The 16,391-nt window shown below is 64.0% G+C and carries 13 protein-coding genes; 6 read left to right on the top strand and 7 right to left on the bottom strand.

Annotated features, from left to right (window positions below; genetic code table 11):
- The first annotated feature begins 306 nt into the window (after positions 1 to 306).
- Entirely contained in the window at positions 307 to 1,629 is a 1,323-nt protein-coding gene (locus tag CAG22_RS22595) for a dicarboxylate/amino acid:cation symporter (RefSeq protein ID WP_085706228.1), read from the top strand.
- 179 nt (positions 1,630 to 1,808) lie between these two features.
- Here the strand turns inward: CAG22_RS22595 and tsaA are convergent, their stop codons facing one another.
- The 4 genes from tsaA to CAG22_RS22575 all read right to left on the bottom strand — a co-directional run bounded on the left by tsaA (position 1,809) and on the right by CAG22_RS22575 (position 4,258).
- Complete coding sequence (gene tsaA, locus CAG22_RS22590) at positions 1,809 to 2,501, bottom strand: tRNA (N6-threonylcarbamoyladenosine(37)-N6)-methyltransferase TrmO (protein ID WP_085706227.1); 693 nt, start codon at positions 2,499 to 2,501, stop codon at positions 1,809 to 1,811.
- Positions 2,502 to 2,507: 6 nt separating this feature from the next.
- The gene (locus tag CAG22_RS22585; protein ID WP_013973832.1) at positions 2,508 to 2,969 is read right to left on the bottom strand and encodes a DUF1456 family protein; all 462 of its coding nucleotides are present in this window, start codon (positions 2,967 to 2,969) and stop codon (positions 2,508 to 2,510) included.
- Between the two features lie 48 nt (positions 2,970 to 3,017).
- A complete protein-coding gene (locus tag CAG22_RS22580; RefSeq protein WP_085706226.1) occupies positions 3,018 to 3,728 on the bottom strand; it encodes an rRNA pseudouridine synthase in 711 nt (236 codons plus the stop codon).
- Positions 3,729 to 3,805: 77 nt separating this feature from the next.
- The gene (locus CAG22_RS22575) at positions 3,806 to 4,258 is read right to left on the bottom strand and encodes a GNAT family N-acetyltransferase (RefSeq protein ID WP_023663473.1); all 453 of its coding nucleotides are present in this window, start codon (positions 4,256 to 4,258) and stop codon (positions 3,806 to 3,808) included.
- A gap of 200 nt (positions 4,259 to 4,458) precedes the next feature.
- Between CAG22_RS22575 and CAG22_RS28805 the strand changes: the two genes are divergently transcribed.
- From CAG22_RS28805 to CAG22_RS22555, 4 genes are all read left to right on the top strand, one after another.
- Positions 4,459 to 5,031 (top strand): hypothetical protein, encoded by a 573-nt coding sequence (locus CAG22_RS28805; protein ID WP_085706225.1) that lies wholly within the window; start codon positions 4,459 to 4,461, stop codon positions 5,029 to 5,031.
- Positions 5,032 to 5,228: 197 nt separating this feature from the next.
- Positions 5,229 to 6,074, top strand: a complete 846-nt coding sequence (locus tag CAG22_RS22565) for a DUF6502 family protein (RefSeq protein WP_025340275.1) — start codon at positions 5,229 to 5,231, stop codon at positions 6,072 to 6,074.
- The gene (locus tag CAG22_RS22560) at positions 6,071 to 7,735 is read left to right on the top strand and encodes a DUF5666 domain-containing protein (RefSeq protein WP_085706224.1); all 1,665 of its coding nucleotides are present in this window, start codon (positions 6,071 to 6,073) and stop codon (positions 7,733 to 7,735) included. Before CAG22_RS22565 ends, CAG22_RS22560 begins: the two co-directional genes overlap by 4 nt.
- A gap of 55 nt (positions 7,736 to 7,790) precedes the next feature.
- A complete protein-coding gene (locus CAG22_RS22555; RefSeq protein WP_024087593.1) occupies positions 7,791 to 8,540 on the top strand; it encodes a hypothetical protein in 750 nt (249 codons plus the stop codon).
- Between the two features lie 99 nt (positions 8,541 to 8,639).
- On the opposite strand, the gene rimO is transcribed toward CAG22_RS22555, so the two are convergent.
- Entirely contained in the window at positions 8,640 to 9,971 is a 1,332-nt protein-coding gene (rimO, locus tag CAG22_RS22550) for a 30S ribosomal protein S12 methylthiotransferase RimO (protein WP_013973825.1), read from the bottom strand.
- Between the two features lie 235 nt (positions 9,972 to 10,206).
- Between rimO and CAG22_RS22545 the strand changes: the two genes are divergently transcribed.
- Positions 10,207 to 12,117, top strand: coding sequence for a potassium transporter Kup (locus tag CAG22_RS22545; RefSeq protein WP_085706223.1), 1,911 nt, complete (start codon positions 10,207 to 10,209; stop codon positions 12,115 to 12,117).
- Between the two features lie 113 nt (positions 12,118 to 12,230).
- On the opposite strand, the gene CAG22_RS22540 is transcribed toward CAG22_RS22545, so the two are convergent.
- Together CAG22_RS22540 and mprF are read right to left on the bottom strand one after the other, a co-directional pair.
- Positions 12,231 to 13,523, bottom strand: coding sequence for a virulence factor family protein (locus CAG22_RS22540; RefSeq protein WP_085692551.1), 1,293 nt, complete (start codon positions 13,521 to 13,523; stop codon positions 12,231 to 12,233).
- The gene (gene mprF / locus CAG22_RS22535; RefSeq protein ID WP_085706222.1) at positions 13,523 to 16,165 is read right to left on the bottom strand and encodes a bifunctional lysylphosphatidylglycerol flippase/synthetase MprF; all 2,643 of its coding nucleotides are present in this window, start codon (positions 16,163 to 16,165) and stop codon (positions 13,523 to 13,525) included. Before mprF ends, CAG22_RS22540 begins: the two co-directional genes overlap by 1 nt.
- Positions 16,166 to 16,391: the final 226 nt, after the last annotated feature.

The raw sequence follows: 16,391 nt of genomic DNA, 5'->3' as shown, positions 1-16,391 counted from the left end.
GGCCGGCACAGGCAAGTCACAATGGGCGGATTCCCGCCAATGCCCCTGTACAAATCCCGCCACCGGGCGGAAATCCGCCAGCCTTCCTCAGGCAAACCGCCCCGTCGTTGGGCGTTTATCCCTCGCAAATACAGCCTTTGCACCCTTGGTGGGCATTTTGGCACCACCCTTGCTATTGATCCTCGCAGAGGCCTGCCCAGGCAGCTCGAACACAACGACAAATCCCTCCAGGTGCAGGAGGGTTAGCGATTCAGGTGCCCCATCGCCCTGGGAAGGGTGAACCGGCACACTTGAGGAAAATTAGCCATGACGACACGTCAGCCGCTGTACAAATCCCTGTATGTCCAGGTGTTGGTCGCCATCACCATCGGCATCCTGCTCGGCCACTACTACCCAGAGACCGGCGTCGCCCTCAAACCCTTGGGTGACGGCTTCGTCAAACTGATCAAGATGGTCATCGCCCCGATCATCTTCTGTACCGTGGTCAGCGGCATCGCCGGCATGCAGAGCATGAAGTCGGTCGGCAAGACCGGCGGCTACGCGCTGCTGTACTTTGAAATCGTCTCCACCATCGCCCTGATCATCGGCCTCGTCGTCGTCAACGTGGTCAAGCCGGGCGCTGGCATGCACATTGACGTCAGCACCCTGAACGCCAGCAGCGTGGCTGCCTACGCCGCCGCCGGCGCGCAGCAGACCACTGTCGGCTTCCTGCTCAACGTCATCCCCAACACCGTGGTCGGCGCCTTCGCCAACGGCGACATCCTGCAAGTGCTGATGTTCTCCGTGCTGTTCGGCTTCGCCCTGCACCGCCTGGGCAGCTACGGCAAGCCGGTGCTGGACATGATCGACCGCTTCGCCCATGTCATGTTCAACATCATCAACATGATCATGAAACTGGCCCCGGTCGGTGCCTTCGGTGCAATGGCCTTCACCATCGGCCAGTACGGCGTTGGCTCGCTGGTGCAACTGGGCTACCTGATGGCCTGCTTCTACATCACCTGCCTGCTGTTCGTGCTGGTGGTGCTGGGCGGTATCTGCCGCGCCCACGGTTTCAGTGTCCTCAAGCTGATCCGCTACATCCGTGAAGAACTGCTGATCGTGCTGGGTACTTCCTCCTCGGAGTCGGCCCTGCCACGCATGCTGGCCAAGATGGAGCGCCTGGGTGCGAAGAAGTCGGTGGTTGGCCTGGTCATCCCGACCGGTTACTCGTTCAACCTCGATGGCACCTCGATCTACCTGACCATGGCTGCGGTGTTCATCGCCCAGGCCACTGACACCACCATGGACATCACTCACCAGATCACCTTGCTGCTGGTGCTGCTGGTGGCTTCCAAGGGTGCTGCCGGCGTTACCGGTTCGGGCTTCATCGTCCTGGCCGCCACCCTGTCGGCCGTTGGCCACCTGCCGGTTGCCGGCCTGGCGCTGATCCTCGGCATCGACCGCTTCATGTCCGAAGCCCGCGCCCTGACCAACCTGGTTGGCAATGCTGTTGCCACCGTGGTTGTGGCCAAGTGGGTGAAGGAAATGGACAACGACAAGCTGGCATCGGAGCTGGCCTCCGGTGGTGCGCCGCTGGTCGATACCCGTCCGACCGACGACCTGGGCGTGGCTGAAGGCCCGGCTCACTGATCGCGGGATGGTGAAAAGAAAAAGGCGACCTCAGGGTCGCCTTTTTTGTGGGTGATTATTGTGCTTTCAGGCCCGGCCCTATCGCCGGCAAGCCAGCTCCCACAGGGTCACCACAGGCCTGAGCATTGTGCGGTCCCTGTGGGAGCTGGCTTGCCGGCGATGGGCCGGGCCTGTGATCCTCAATCTTTCACCACCTCCAGCACCCGGATCACGTCCGGTTGCGGGTAGTGCCAACGCACCTGCACATCCCAGAACTTCACCCCATAGACCCGCTCGGCCGGCGGCACCTGGTAGGCCGGCCGTGGGTCCTGCGCCAGGCACTGCTCGATCAGCTCCACCAGCGGTTCACCCAGGCGCAGTGCATGTTCGCGGGCCTGGGGCAGGGCGTTGTCGGCCCACTGCACGGGGATCGCGGCAGGCGCTTGGCTGGCCATCTGGTTGCTGGCGCCAGCGATGCTATCGGCGTATGGCACATACGGCTTGATGTCCAGCACCGGCGTACCGTCGAGCAGGTCGATGCCAGACAACAGCAGGCGCCCTGGCTCCACGCCTTCCAGGCGTACCACCGACTGGCCGATGCCATTGGGCCGGTGAGTGGCGCGGGTGGCGAACACACCCATGCTCTTGTTGCCGCCCAGGCGCGGTGGCCGCACTTTCAGGCGGGGTTTGTCTTCCAGTGCCTGGTGGAACAGGAACAGCAGCCAGACATGGCTGACCTGCTCCAGCCCCTCGACCGCATCGCCCTGGTCGAACGGCGGCAGCAGCTCGAGCACGCCGCGTGCGGCGGGCGCCAGTTGCGGCTGGCGCGGGATGGCGAACTTCTCCTTGAAGCAGGAGCGGATGATGCCGACCGGGGTAACCGTATGCTGCATGGCCAATCAGCCGCGCACGCGCAGGGTCAGGCCCTTGAGGAAGTTGCGCAGCAGCTGGTCGCCGCAAGGGCGGTAGTTGTCATGGCCGGCCTTGCGGAACAGCGCGCTGAGCTCGGGTTTGCTGACCGGGAAGTTGACCGACTTGAGGATCGCATGCAGGTCATCTTCCTTGAGCTCGAAGGCCACCCGCAGCTTCTTGAGGATGAGGTTGTTGGTTACCGGCAGCTCGATCGGCTGCGGCGGGCGGCTGTCATCCTTGCCGCGGCGGTGGATCACCAGGCCGTCGAGAAAGTGCGCCATGACCCGTTCCGGGCACCGCACGAAGCCTTCCTCGTCTTCCTTCTTCAGGTAGGTGGCCAGCACCAGGGGATGCACGTCGAGGCCGGATAGCCCGATGATTTCGGCCATCTTGGCGTCATTCACCTTGAGCATGTAGCGCAGGCTGCGCAGGACGTCGTTGTGGTTCATTGTTGCAGAATCCTGTTCAGGTGCCGCACCTGTGGCGCGGCGTATTGCTTAGAAACGTTCGGTAGTGGCCAGGTAGCGCCACTGGCCCAGGGGCAGCTTGCCCATCGACACGCCACCCAGGCGAATGCGGCGCATGCCTACCAGCTCCAGGCGCAGGTAGGCGCACAGCTCGGCGATCTGCCCGGGCTGCGGGTTTTTCAGGGCCATGCGCAGGTGGGTTTCGTTCTGCCAGCTGGCCTTGGCTTTAGGCAGCTCGCGGTCATTGCGGGTGGCACCGCGCGCCAGGCGTTCCAGCGCCTGGGGCGTGGTCTCGCCGCGCACTTCAACGATGAATTCCTGTTCCAGGCGGCGCAGGTCGGCGTCGATCTTGCGGGTTACCCGCCAGTCCTGGGTGAATACCTGCAGGCCGCTGGCACCGCGCTCCAGCGGCGCCACGCAGGCCTGCCGGGCAAAATGCCCGTGCAGTGCGCGCAGGCCTTCGCGGTGGGCTTCGCTGAGGTTGCTCATGTTCATGCTGGCGCGGGCGGTCTCGCTGTCCACGCTGGCCGGCTGGTTCAGCAGCAGGGTTACCGGTTCCAGCGTTTCGGCACGGGCACCCGGCAGCAGTTCGACGCGTTGCTGCTCGACCTTGAACTGCGGTTGCTCGACCACCACGCCATCGACCGTGACCCAGCCGCCCTCGATATACAGTTCGGCCTCGCGGCGGGAGCAGCCAAGCTGCTCGATAAGGCGTTTGGACAGGCGGACGGGTTCGGACATGACGGCAATTCGCAAAGGCAGGGAAAGACCTGCATTGTACCTGCCCGCGCGGCAGAGGGGCTGGGAATCTGTGTCATTTACGCCGTTTTGCGCAGGCGCATGTGCAGCAGCGGGTAGGGTTGCCCCAGGCCGTCGGTTTCCGAACGGCCGATCACCTCGAAGCCCTCGTGCAGGTAGAAGCCCAAGGCTTGCGGGTTCTGTTCGTTGACGTCCAGGCGCTCGGCATTCAGTTCGTCGATCGCATAGTGCAGCAGGCGCTTGCCAACCCCTTTGCCACGGTACTCCGGTGCGACGAACAGCATGTCCACGCGCCCGTTGGCGACCCCGGCGAAGCCGCAGATGCGCTGGCGGTCCTTGCAGCAGATCAGCATCACTGCATCGAGGTAGCGACGCAGCACCTGGTCGCGCAGCAAGACGATGTAGCAATCCGGCAGGAAGTCGTGGGTGGCGCGTACCGAGTCCTCCCACACCTGTACCAGTTCGCCGTAGTCACTCAAGCGCGGGGTTTGCAGCGTCAGTACCGAATGCATGCCGGTGTTCCTCCATGACGATAAGGCAAACATAGCAGGCCAACCACCGGTCGGCTTCTCCGTGCGCTGCTTGAACCTCGGGGTTTGGCGGTCTATTACTTTTCCGTGGGAAAAATTCCCACACAATGAAAAGCAAGAACCGAACACAGGATTCCCGGCTTGATTTGGCGTTTCTCATGGCGACGACCTGGAGACGAAATATGCAAATACATGTGCTGTTCAAAAAGGCGCTATTGGCGGTTGCCGTTGCTGGCGTGCTGTCGACTTCCATCGTTCTGATCCCAGACTCGATATCCAATGGCTCCAGCGCCTACGCCAAGGATGGTGGTGGCGGTGGTGGTCACGGAGGTAGCGGTGGTGGCCATGGCGGTGGCGGCCATGGCGGTGAAGGCGGCGGCCACGGCGCTGGCGGGGATGGAGATGGCCATGCCGGCAACAGTGGGCGCGGCCATGACGGCTCCTCGAACTCTGGGCGCAGCGGCAACCACGCTGAAGCGGGTGATGATCATGGCAATCACGTTGGCGGTGAGCCTGGGGACGATCACGGCAATCACGTTGGCGGTGAGCCCGGTGACGATCATGGCAATCACGTTGGCGGTGAGCCCGGGGACGATCATGGCAATCATGTTGGCGGTGAGCCTGGCGATGACCACGGCAATCACGCTGGTGGTGAACCTGGTGATGATCGTGGCGACCATCTGGGTGGCGAACCGGGTGATGACCGCGGTGAGCATGCCGCAGGCGAACCGGGTGATGACAACAGCAGGAGCTGACTGGCTCTGAACGGTCTCATGCAGCGCCCACGGGGCGGGCCTGCATGAGGCCAGGTACGGATACACGGCAGCCCCACTCAACGCGAATGCAATGAGCGCCGACGACTATCCCTCATCTCGTCAGGGATATGGTCACAGTTGGTGTGGGATCTTTTCCCGCGTCGTATACTGGGTTCATCTGTCAAGGAATGCGCTCAATGCAATCGCCTACCATCCCCCCTTCGATGTTAAGCGCACTGCGGCGTGTCATGCGTCCTCTGGTGCGCCTGATGCTGCGCAAAGGGGTCACCTACACGATGTTCGCCGACCTGCTCAAGGAAGTGTTCGTCGACGTGGCCCATCGCGAGTTTCGCCTGGACGGTACAGCCCCGACCGACAGCCGCATCAGCTTGCTCACGGGCGTGCATCGCAAGGATGTCCGGCGTTTGCGCAGCGAGGGGGGCGTATCGCTCGCCGCGCTGCCGGGAAACATCACGTTAGGTGCACAGTTGGTCAATATGTGGACCACTGGCAAGCCGTTCTGCTCGGCGCCTGGCCAGGCGCTGCCGTTGCCGCGCCTGGCGAGCGTTGGCGGCGATTGTTCCTTCGATGCGCTGGTGGCGAAGATCAGCACCGACATCCGCGGGCGGGTGGTGCTGGATGAGTGGTTGCGCCTGGGTATCGTCCGGCTCGACGACCAGGACTGTGTTCACCTGGAGGCCCAGGCATTCGTGCCGCAGAAGGGCTTCGACGAAAAGGCCGCGTACTTTGGCCACAACCTGCATGACCATGCCTGCGCAGCAGTGCACAACCTGAGTGGGGACGGCCAGCCGTTCTTTGAACGCAGTGTGCACTACGACGCCTTGAGCCCGGCCAGCGTCGATCATCTGCGTGCGGCGGTGGACAAGGACGGCATGCAGATGCTGCTTGCCTTCAGTCGGCTCGCATCAGACCTGGAAGATGCCGATGTGCCCAGCGCCGAGCAACGTCAGCGCATCACGGTAGGGCTTTATTTCTACACTGAAACTACCGACCCCGATTTGTCGAAGACACCAGACCCATGACTTCCCTCGCGCGCTGCCTCAGTGTCGTCACACTGGTCCTGGGTTTCGGGCTGAACCTGGTGGCGCCTGCCGAGGTGGCCGCAGCACCGGTATGTGTCAGCCGTGACGAAGTGGGTATGGCGGGGGCGGCGGGCTTGCAGTTTCCGGGCGGTATTGGTGGTACCGGGGCCAGGACGGGCGGGGTCGGTGGTACCGGTGTACGCAGCGAAAACGGCGGAGTGGGTGGCACCGGTGCGCCGCTGCCGCAGCGTCCCGGCGGCACGGGCGGGACCGGTGCGGTAGCCGACGGTGTGGACGGCACCTTCATCGATCACGGCGGGGTAGGCGGTACCGGCGCACCGATCCTGCGCCCGGGCGGTACCGGTGGCACGGGCATCGTCGGCACCATCACCGGGTTTGCCTCGATCTGCGTCAATGGCCTGGAAGTGCACTTTGGCAAGGACGTGCCGGTGAGTGAAAACGGTGCGCCTGCCAGTAGCGCTCACCTGGCAATCGGCCAGGTTGTCGCGGTGGAGGCATTTGCCGGCAAACGCGGCCTGCAAGCAGGGCGCATCTCGATCCTCAACGTTTACGAAGGGCCGCTGACGGCACTGCCCAATGCTTCGGCCCCCCTGCGGGTCATGGGCCAACCTGTGCGGCTTGCTGCAGGGGCGCGGGTGGCTGAAGGGCTGCGCCCGGGCGAGCCGGTCAGGGTCAGTGGCCTGCGCGATGCCAGGGGCGAAGTGGTAGCCAGTCGTATCGAGCGGGCGCCGGGGCTCAGGGAAGCCAGTGCCATCGGTGCGGTTGACCGTGCCGGCAGCCTCCAGGGGCTGAAGCTGGGAACCCGTGTGGCACCTGCGCGGGAAGTGCTGGTACGTGGGCAGTGGACCGGACGGCAGCTGGAAGTGGCGCAAACCCGCCCAGACCCGAGCCTGCCTTTTGCTGGCCGTGTGCAGACGGCGGTGATCGAGGGGCTGGTACAGCGCAGCCACGCTCAACAACTGGTGGTGGCAGGCATCAAGGTGACGCTGGGGCAGGGCACCGTGATCGTCGGCAAGCAGCCCGCGGCATTGGCACTCGATCAACGTGTGCGGGTGAGCGGGGTGTTCAATGGCAGGCACGAGCTGCGGGCAACCCGCGTGGAGTTCGATGACGACCGTGCTGACAACCCGGACAGAGGGCATTCGGGGCGTGCCAGCGAGCGCGGCACCCGTGACGCTGAAGGTTCCAGCAATAGCGGGCATGGCGGACGCGATGCGACCAGTGATCGCATTGAAAGCAGCGATGACCACAGCGGGCACGGCGGTGCTGACGATTCCAGTGGTCGGGACAGTACTGAAAGCGTGGACAAGTCCGGAAAGTCGGAACATGTCGACACCGTGGAGCAACCCGAGAGCAGCAATAGTGGAAGCTCTGACCGGGTAGAGAAGGTCGAGCTTGAAAAGGTGGAAAAGATTGAAAAAGCAGAGAAGGTTGAAAAGGTAGAGAAAGTAGAAAAAGTCGAGAAGATCGAGAAAGCCGAGAAGCCCGAAAAGGTCGAGAAGATCGAAAAGCCTGAGAAAGTCGAGAAGGTAGAAAAAGTAGAGAAGGTCGAGAAAGTAGAGAAGGTTGAAAAGGTCGAAAGGCCCGAGACAGTAGAGAAAGTCGAAAAAGTGGAGCATCCAGAGCGATCCGGGCATTAGGCAACTAGGCTGGGTAAGTGCGATCACCCTTCCCGTCCGGGATACCGAGGTGCAGATGAGACCCACGCTCCCTCTTTTCGCTTGCTTGCTGTCATGCGCCAGCGCGTCGGTCCTGGGCGATACCTTCAGCGCCGCCATAGGCATGGACTATTCAAGTGGCGACTATGGCACGGGTACAACCTCGGAAATCTGGTACGTCCCCGTGGTCGGCAAGTATGAAACCGGCCCAATGACCTACAAGGTCACCGTGCCCTGGCTGCGCATCACCAACCCTGAAGTGGGCCCGAATGGTGACCCCTTGCCCGGTGGCTGCCGGGATGTGGAAAGCGGGCTGGGGGACACGGTTGCCAGCGCCGGTTATGCCCTGCTCGATGGCAGTGACGGCGGCCTGATGCTGGACCTGATCGGCAAGGTCAAATTCCCCACTGCCGATGAAGACCAGTGCCTGGGCACCGGTGAATACGACTACACCGGCCAGGTCGACATCGCCAAGGCCTTTGGCCCGGTGACCGGCTTCGCGACCCTGGGCTGGAAGAAGTTCGGCGACCCGCCCGACAGCGATTTCGACGACCCGATATTTGCCAGTCTCGGCTTCGCCATGCCCGTGGCTGCAGGCACTTCGGCGGGCGCCTCCTACGACTGGCGGCAGAAGGTCGTCTCGACGGGCGCGCAGATCAAGGAACTTACCCTGTTCCTGACACACAAGCTCAACCAGCAGTGGAAAGTGCAACTCTATGCAGTCAAAGGCTTCTCGGATGCCAGCCCGGATGCAGAGGGCGGCCTGATGCTTTTTCACGCGTTCTGACGAAAAAGCCCCAGACCCGGTAATGCCTGTCAGATAGCGTCAATGGGCCGCGAAGCGGCCCCAAATTACATAACTGACAGGCATTATGTTCCAGCGCGATTAAATGGGTTCAGCCCACATGTCGTATTCGTCGGCATCCACCACGCGGCAACGCACTTTGTCACCCGGCTTGAAGCCGTGGTCGCCATCGATGAACACGCTGCCGTCGATTTCCGGGGCATCGAAGAAGCTGCGGCCAACCGAACCTTGCTCTTCCACTTCATCGATCAGCACGTCGATTTCCTTGCCGATGCGCAGTTGCAGGCGGGCGGCGCTGATGGCCTGCTGGTGGGCCATGAAGCGGTCCCAGCGGTCCTGCTTGACGTCGTCCGGCACTTCTTCCAGGCCCAGGTCGTTGGCCGGGGCGCCTTCCACCGGCGAGTACTGGAAGCAGCCCACGCGGTCCAGCTGGGCTTCGGTCAGCCAGTCCAGCAGGTACTGGAAGTCTTCCTCGGTCTCGCCCGGGAAGCCGACGATGAAGGTGGAGCGAATCACCAGCTCCGGGCACTGCTCGCGCCAGTTCTTGATACGTGCCAGGGTGCGGTCTTCGAAGGCCGGGCGCTTCATGGCCTTGAGCACTTTCGGGCTGGCGTGCTGGAACGGGATGTCCAGGTACGGCAGGATCTTGCCGGCGGCCATCAGCGGGATCACGTCGTCGACGTTCGGGTAAGGGTACACGTAGTGCAGGCGTACCCAGGCACCCAGGCTGCTCAGGGCTTCGCACAGCTCGAGCATGCGGGTCTTGACCGGGCGGCCGTTCCAGAAGTCGGTCTTGTACTTGACGTCGACGCCGTAGGCGCTGGTGTCCTGGGAAATCACCAGGATCTCCTTGACCCCGGCCTTGACCAGGCGCTCGGCCTCGCTCAGCACTTCGCCGACCGGGCGGCTGACCAGCTTGCCGCGCATCGACGGGATGATGCAGAAGCTGCAGCTGTGGTTGCAGCCTTCGGAAATCTTCAGGTACGCATAGTGGCGCGGGGTCAGCTTGACGCCCTGCGGCGGTACCAGGTCGATCAGCGGGTTGTGGTCCTGGCGTGGCGGCACCACTTCGTGCACGGCGTTGACCACCTGCTCGTACTGCTGCGGGCCGGTGACCGACAGCACGCTCGGGTGCACGTCACGGATGCTGCCTTCCTCGACACCCATGCAGCCGGTGACGATGACCTTGCCGTTTTCCTTGATCGCTTCGCCGATCACTTCCAGCGACTCGGCCTTGGCGCTGTCGATGAAGCCGCAGGTGTTGACCACCACCACGTCGGCGTCCTCGTAGGTGGGCACGACTTCATAGCCTTCCATGCGCAGCTGGGTCAGGATGCGCTCGGAATCGACCAGGGCTTTTGGGCAACCCAGGCTTACGAAACCTACCTTGGGGGTGGCGGGCGTGGTGGACATGACTAACCTCGGTATTGAATGCAGGTCGCCCGACCGGAATAGGGGGCGATCTTGACGGGCGCTTTTGGCGCCTCTGATCAAAAAGTGCGCAATTCTAGCGAGCGCAGGGTCGCTTGACCAGCAGAAATGCGACGAACGCTGCGCTATGCTTCGCGCCATTGTGTCGGGGGTATCAGTATCACCTGGCGCATGGGGAATTCTACTGGCCTTGCAAGGCCGTCTGCGGGAGTGGTCGATGGTTCAGGCAAGCAGTCACGCCGAGGGCGGGCACGAGGGGAAGCAGGGCGCGACGCGGTCGTTGAGCCTGCTCGTGGCGGCGGTCGGGGTGGTTTATGGCGATATCGGTACCAGCCCGTTGTATACCCTCAAGGAAGTCTTCAGCGGGGGGTACGGAGTGCCGGTCAACCATGACGGCGTGCTGGGGATCCTGTCGCTGATCCTGTGGTCGCTGCTGTGGGTGGTGTCGTTCAAGTACGTGATGTTCATCCTGCGCGCCGACAACCAGGGCGAGGGTGGCACCATGGCACTGACTGCACTGGCGCGGCGGGCCACGGCGGCCTACCCGAGGTTGCGTACGCTGATGGTGGTGTGCGGGTTGATCGGCGCTTCGCTGTTCTATGGCGACAGCATGATCACCCCGGCGGTGTCGGTGCTGTCGGCGGTCGAGGGCATGGGGCTGGCCTTCGAAGGCATCGATCACTGGGTGGTGCCGATTTCGCTGGTGGTGCTGGTGGCGCTGTTCCTGGTGCAGAAGCACGGCACCGAGAAGATCGGCAAGCTGTTCGGCCCGATCATGGTCACCTGGTTCGTGGCGCTGGGCGCGCTGGGAGTGCATGGCATCTCGCAGAGCCCGGAAGTGCTCAAGGCATTCAACCCGGCCTGGGCGGTGAACTTCTTCGTGGTTCACCCCGGCATGGGCGTGGCCATCCTTGGCGCGGTGGTGCTGGCGCTGACCGGTGCCGAGGCGCTGTACGCCGACATGGGCCACTTTGGCCGCAAGCCGATCGCCCGCGCCTGGTTCGTCCTGGTGCTGCCGGCGCTGGTGCTCAACTACTTTGGCCAGGGCGCGATACTGCTGCAGAACCCTGAGGCGGCACGTAACCCCTTCTACCTGCTGGCGCCGGGCTGGGCACTGCTGCCGCTGGTCGGGTTGGCCACCATGGCTACGGTGATCGCCTCGCAGGCGGTGATCTCGGGGGCCTTCTCCCTAACCCGCCAGGCCATCCAGCTGGGCTACATTCCACGCATGCAGATCCAGCACACCTCCAGCGACGAGCAGGGGCAGATCTACATCGGTGCGGTGAACTGGGCGCTGATGGTTGGCGTGGTGCTGCTGGTGATCGGCTTCGGGTCGTCCGGCGCCCTGGCGGCGGCCTACGGCGTGGCGGTGACCGGTACCATGCTGATGACCACGCTCCTGGTCTCGGCGGTGTTGTTGCTGCTGTGGAAGTGGCCACCGGTGCTGGCGGTGCCGATCCTGCTGGGTTTCCTGTTTGTGGATGGGCTGTTCTTTGCCGCCAACGTGCCGAAGATCATCCAAGGCGGGGCATTCCCGGTCCTGGCCGGCGCTGTGCTGTTCCTGTTGATGAGCACCTGGAAGCGCGGCAAGCAGATCCTGATGGAGCGCATCGACGAAGGCGCGCTGCCGCTGCAGCTGTTCATCAGCAGTATCCGCATTCAGCCTCCGCACCGGGTCGAAGGCACGGCGGTGTTCCTCACGGCACGCTCCGATGCGGTACCCCATGCGCTGTTGCACAACATGCTGCATAACCAGGTGCTGCACAGCCAGGTGGTGCTGCTGACGGTGGTCAGCGAGGATCGGCCACGGGTGCCGGAGCAGGAGCGCTTTGAGGTAGAGGCCTATGGCGACGGGTTCTTCCGCGTGTTGCTGCACTTCGGCTTCATGGACGAACCGGACGTGCCGGCGGCGTTGAAGCTGTGCCACCTGGAAGACCTGGATTTCAGCCCGATGCGCACCACCTTCTTCCTCAGCCGCGAGACCGTGATCGCCTCACGGCTGGAGGGAATGTCGCGCTGGCGGGGCAACCTGTTCGCATTCCTGCTGAAGAATGCCAACGGCAACTTGCGCTTCTTCAACCTGCCGCTGAACCGGGTGATCGAGCTGGGGACCCAGGTCGAGATCTGAGGTGCAACACAGATTTCAAGGCAGTACCCGCTCCCACATGGAGCGCATAGCTTTCAAAGCTTGCGCTGTACCTGTGGGAGCGGGTTCACCCGCGAATGGGCCGCAAGGTCTTATCAGTTCTGCTCTGCCACGCTGGATTTGCCCTGGCGCGTCTCGATCTCGCCGATCAAGCGCTTGGCCAGTGCCGGGTAGTTTTCGTCGAAGTGGTGCCCCCCCGGCAGCTTCAGGCGTTCACCCACCGCAGTCTTGTCGGTGCAACCGCTCTCGTCGGTTTCTTCCACACCATACACGCACACCACCTTGGAGGCCGGCAGCCTGGCCATTTCCGGCCCGGTTGGCGCTTCCTGGCCTTCCTTGCCCAGCCAGCCTTCGACTTCGATCTCGAAGCTGCCGCTGCGGGCAAAGGCCAGCAGCATTACCGCGTCGATACGCTGCTGGTCCTCGGCCGGCAGGCGGTTGTAGATCGCCGGCAGCACGTCGGCACCGAACGAATAACCGGTCAGCACGAAGCGCTTGGTGCCCCACTTCTGCCGGTAGTGCTGCATCAGCTCGGACAGGTCGGCGGCGCTTTGTTCCGGGGTCTTGTGCTGCCAGTAGTAGCGCAGCGTATCGATGCCGACCACCGGGTAGCCAAGCTTGGCCATTTCCCCGGCCACGTCGCGGTCCAGGTCCCGCCAGCCGCCATCACCGGAAAGGAACAAGGTGACCGTGTCGGTGGTCTGCCCGGCTGGCACCTCGACCACCGGGATGGCCAGGGCGTTGCCGTCGTGGCCGACCAGGGCCTGGGTCAGCTGGGCCTTGAGCACTTGTGGCAGGTGAATGTCGTAGTCGCTGATGCTGGTTTCGGCATTGGCCTGGTCGCGCACGAAGGCGGCGCTGGCGTCATCCGGGTTGTCGTTCCAGGCGACGTTCCAATGGCCGTGGGCGGCCGACTTCGGCAGCGCTGCCTGGCAGCCGGGCTGTTCCAGGCTGAAGTCCACGGAAATCGCCCGGGCCTTATCGTTGTTCTGACTGGCCAGCCAGCGCCACGCCTGAGAGGCGCCAGGGCCGATACCGGCGACCAGGGTCGGTTTCTCCGGCAGCTGGCCCATGGCCTGGTCCAAGGCCTGTTGCTGCTTGCTGCAGTCGTTGGGCGGCAGGATCACCTGCACCAGTTGCGCTTCGCCGGCCTGGGCCAGGTCCAGCAGCTGCCTGTCGGTCAGCGCCTGGTCCTGGGGTACACCGATGGCCACTCGGGCCTTGGGGTGCACGCCTGGGGTCACAAGGGTGATACGGGTGTCATTGATGCTCAGTTGTTCCAGGCGTGCCTCGGGGGCAGGACGGGTCCATAGCCAGAACGCCAGCGCGCCTCCCAGGGCGGCCAACAGCAGGGGAACCAGCAGGTACAGCCAAAAGCGTCGGGTCATCAACGTTTCACCAATCCAGTCAGGCCGCCTGCGATCAGGGCGGCGGTGTCGGCCAGTGCCACCAGCGGGTCGAGCCCGGCCGGCACGGCCATGTAGCGGGGTTCCCAGTCCGGTTGGAACTTGTCCTTGAAGCGTCGAAGCCCCTGGAAGTTGTACAGCTGCTCGCCACGGCGGAACACCATCGAGCCCAGGCGCTGGGTCAAGGGCGCGCCACGCCGCGGCTGCAGGCCGGAAAGCGGCACCATGCCCAGGCTGAAGCGGGCGTAGTCATGGCTTTTGTAGTGCAGGATCAGGCCGATCATCATGAATTCCATGGTCAGCTTCGGGGCCTCGGGGTGCGCACGCATCAGGTCGAGGCTGGCCAGTTCGTTGCCATGGGTTTCCAGCAGGTTGGCGAAAGCCACCGGGCGGCCCTGGAAGCGGATCAGGGCAATGCGAAAATGCTGCAGGTATTCAGGGCTGAAGCGCCCCAGCGAGAAGCCTTTCTCGCGCACGTTCTTGCCGCCAAGCCAGGCGTCGGAAATTTCCTTCAGCTCTGCCAGCGGGGCATGCCCGGGTTCGTGGATTTCCAGGCTCAGGCCGTCACGGCCGCCACGGTTCCAGGTGTAGCGCAGGTCCTTCATCTCCTTGCCCTTGGCTTCGAGGTCGAAGCGGCGCAAGTCGACCCGGGCTTCTTCGCCCAGCTTCAGCGCGGTCAGGCCGATGTCCATGTAGAACGGCAGGTTCTCGGCGCGCACCTGATAGAACACCGGGCGGGCATGGTGCAGGTCGCACAGGTCACGGAATTGCCAGATCATCTCGGCGCGCTCCTGGGCCGGGCCGATCGGGTCGTACAGCGCCACCAGGCTGCGGCCGCGACGGGCGTACATGAGGAAGGCGTTGTCGCGAGGGTGGAACAGCAGCGCCTTGTCGCCGGTCAGGGCCAGGCCGCCATCGGGCTGGTCGGAGGCCAGCAGAATGCGGTTGGCACGCAGCAGCTCTTCTTCGTCAGGCAGGTGGATCACCGGTGGTGCGGTGCGCAGCAGCCAGGTCAGGGCCACGGCCGCCAGCAGCACTGCGCTGCCCATGGCGGCGCGCAGGCCACGCGGGGCATCGGCATCGAGGGTGAACTGCCACCACAGCTGATGGCTGTAGGGCACATCCTGGTAGGCGAACAGCAACAACCACACCGATGCGCCGACCACACAGGCGCTGGCCACCAGAAACACCGGCGAGAATGGCAACTCGAGCAAACGGCTGGGGCGGTAGAAGGAGCGGCGGAACAAGGCGAGCAGGGCGGCAGTGAGGGTCAGCAGGCAGGCCTCTTCCCAATCGAAGCCCTTGAGCAGCGACAGCAGGGCGCCGACCAGCAACAGCACGGTGGTCAGCAGCCAGGCGGCGGACAGGCGCCGGCGCAGGCCCTGGGCCAGCAGCAGGCACAGCACGCCGATCAGGCTGGCGCCGAAGTGCGAGGCGTCGATCAGGCGGTGCGGAACCAGGAAACCCATGTGCTCCAGGCGGGTGTCGATCTCGGGCGTGGCCCCGGAGAACAGCAGCACCACCCCGGACAGGAACACCAGGATCGACAGGATCGGCGCGGCCAGCCCGGAAGCGGCCTTGATAGCCTGTTGCGCGAACAGCAGGCGCCGGGCCTCGTTGGCCAGCAGCAGCACGCAGGCCAGCAGCAGCGGCAGCACCACGTAGATCAGCCGATACAGCAGCAGGGCCGCTGCCAGCGGCGCGGCGCCGAGTTGGTCGGCAAAAGCTGCCAGCAGGATCGCTTCGAATACCCCGACGCCGCCCGGTACGTGGCTGAGCACACCTGCGGCCAAGGCCAGCAGGTACACCAGCACAAAGGCACCGAACGGCGGTGCTTCGGGCAGTAGCAGATACAGCACGGTGGCGGCAGCGCCGACATCCAGTGCGGTGATCAGCAATTGCAGGGCGGCCAGGCGTGCGCCAGGCAGGCGCAGTGTGCGGCGGCCCAGTTGTACCAGCAGGCTGTTGGCCAGTGGTTGCTCAGCCAGGCGCCGACGGTACAAGCCGAACACTAGCACGCTGCATACCAGCAGCACGGCTATTGCGACACCCGCCAGCAAGCCAGGCGCCAAACCCAGTGCGGCAGACGCCGCCGGCAGGTCGCTCAAGGTCGCCAAGGCGGCCAGGGGCGGCAGCGCGCAGCCCAGTGACAGGCTGGCAAAAACGGTCATCCGTGCAACTTCACCTGCGCCAACCCCCTGGCGTGCATACAGGCGGTAGCGCACCGAACCGCCCGAAAGCATCGACAGGCCGATGGCGTTGCCGATGGCAAAGGCGCTGAAACCGCCCAGCGCCAGGCTGCTCGCCGGCAGCTTCACGCCGGCATAGCGGCTGGCAGACCACTCGTAGCCCAGCAGGACAACGAAACCGAGCACGGTAGCCAGCAAGGCGCCAAGTAACGACTGGGGCGGGACGCTGAGCATGGCATCGTGCAAGGCATAGATGTCCAATTCGCTCAACAGGTGGCGGCAGGCGATCAAGGCCATGGTGAACAACACCAGGGTCACTACCAGGCCGATGGGCTGGCGGTAGCGGCTCAAGCGTTCGAGCAAGGGCAGGCGTTGCACCGCGCCGGGTAGCGCCGAGGCAAGCGGCACCGGGGGGTCGGGGTTGTGCGAAGTCATGGATTGCCCCGGGCTTGCAGCGCGAGGTGAGGGAAAGGTGTGGCCAAGTGAGAGTCCCTTAGGAAAACGTATCCAATGTTACTCCGGCCTCAAGCGCTTTCAGCGGCCTGGCAGGGTTAAAGATAGTTCATCCTGGGCACGACCTCTCAAGCCTGCGGGTTGGCTGGGGGGCGGGGGAATTGGGGGCGACGAAAAGCAGGAGGGGAAAAGCAACAAACCCCGCGCT

Source organism: Pseudomonas sp. B8(2017) (assembly GCF_002113575.1).
Taxonomy (GTDB): Bacteria; Pseudomonadota; Gammaproteobacteria; order Pseudomonadales; family Pseudomonadaceae; genus Aquipseudomonas; species Aquipseudomonas putida_Z.
This window is presented reverse-complemented; position numbering and strand designations above follow the sequence as displayed.

Bases quoted from the DNA above. Each gene is read 5' to 3' on its own strand.
- CAG22_RS22595 (WP_085706228.1), top strand. From the start codon at position 307: ATGACGACACGTCAGCCGCTGTACAAATCCCTGTATGTCCAGGTGTTG.
- tsaA (WP_085706227.1), bottom strand. From the start codon at position 2,501: ATGCAGCATACGGTTACCCCGGTCGGCATCATCCGCTCCTGCTTCAAG.
- CAG22_RS22585 (WP_013973832.1), bottom strand. From the start codon at position 2,969: ATGAACCACAACGACGTCCTGCGCAGCCTGCGCTACATGCTCAAGGTG.
- CAG22_RS22580 (WP_085706226.1), bottom strand. From the start codon at position 3,728: ATGTCCGAACCCGTCCGCCTGTCCAAACGCCTTATCGAGCAGCTTGGC.
- CAG22_RS22575 (WP_023663473.1), bottom strand. From the start codon at position 4,258: ATGCATTCGGTACTGACGCTGCAAACCCCGCGCTTGAGTGACTACGGC.
- CAG22_RS28805 (WP_085706225.1), top strand. From the start codon at position 4,459: ATGCAAATACATGTGCTGTTCAAAAAGGCGCTATTGGCGGTTGCCGTT.
- CAG22_RS22565 (WP_025340275.1), top strand. From the start codon at position 5,229: ATGCAATCGCCTACCATCCCCCCTTCGATGTTAAGCGCACTGCGGCGT.
- CAG22_RS22560 (WP_085706224.1), top strand. From the start codon at position 6,071: ATGACTTCCCTCGCGCGCTGCCTCAGTGTCGTCACACTGGTCCTGGGT.
- CAG22_RS22555 (WP_024087593.1), top strand. From the start codon at position 7,791: ATGAGACCCACGCTCCCTCTTTTCGCTTGCTTGCTGTCATGCGCCAGC.
- rimO (WP_013973825.1), bottom strand. From the start codon at position 9,971: ATGTCCACCACGCCCGCCACCCCCAAGGTAGGTTTCGTAAGCCTGGGT.
- CAG22_RS22545 (WP_085706223.1), top strand. From the start codon at position 10,207: ATGGTTCAGGCAAGCAGTCACGCCGAGGGCGGGCACGAGGGGAAGCAG.
- CAG22_RS22540 (WP_085692551.1), bottom strand. From the start codon at position 13,523: ATGACCCGACGCTTTTGGCTGTACCTGCTGGTTCCCCTGCTGTTGGCC.
- mprF (WP_085706222.1), bottom strand. From the start codon at position 16,165: ATGACTTCGCACAACCCCGACCCCCCGGTGCCGCTTGCCTCGGCGCTA.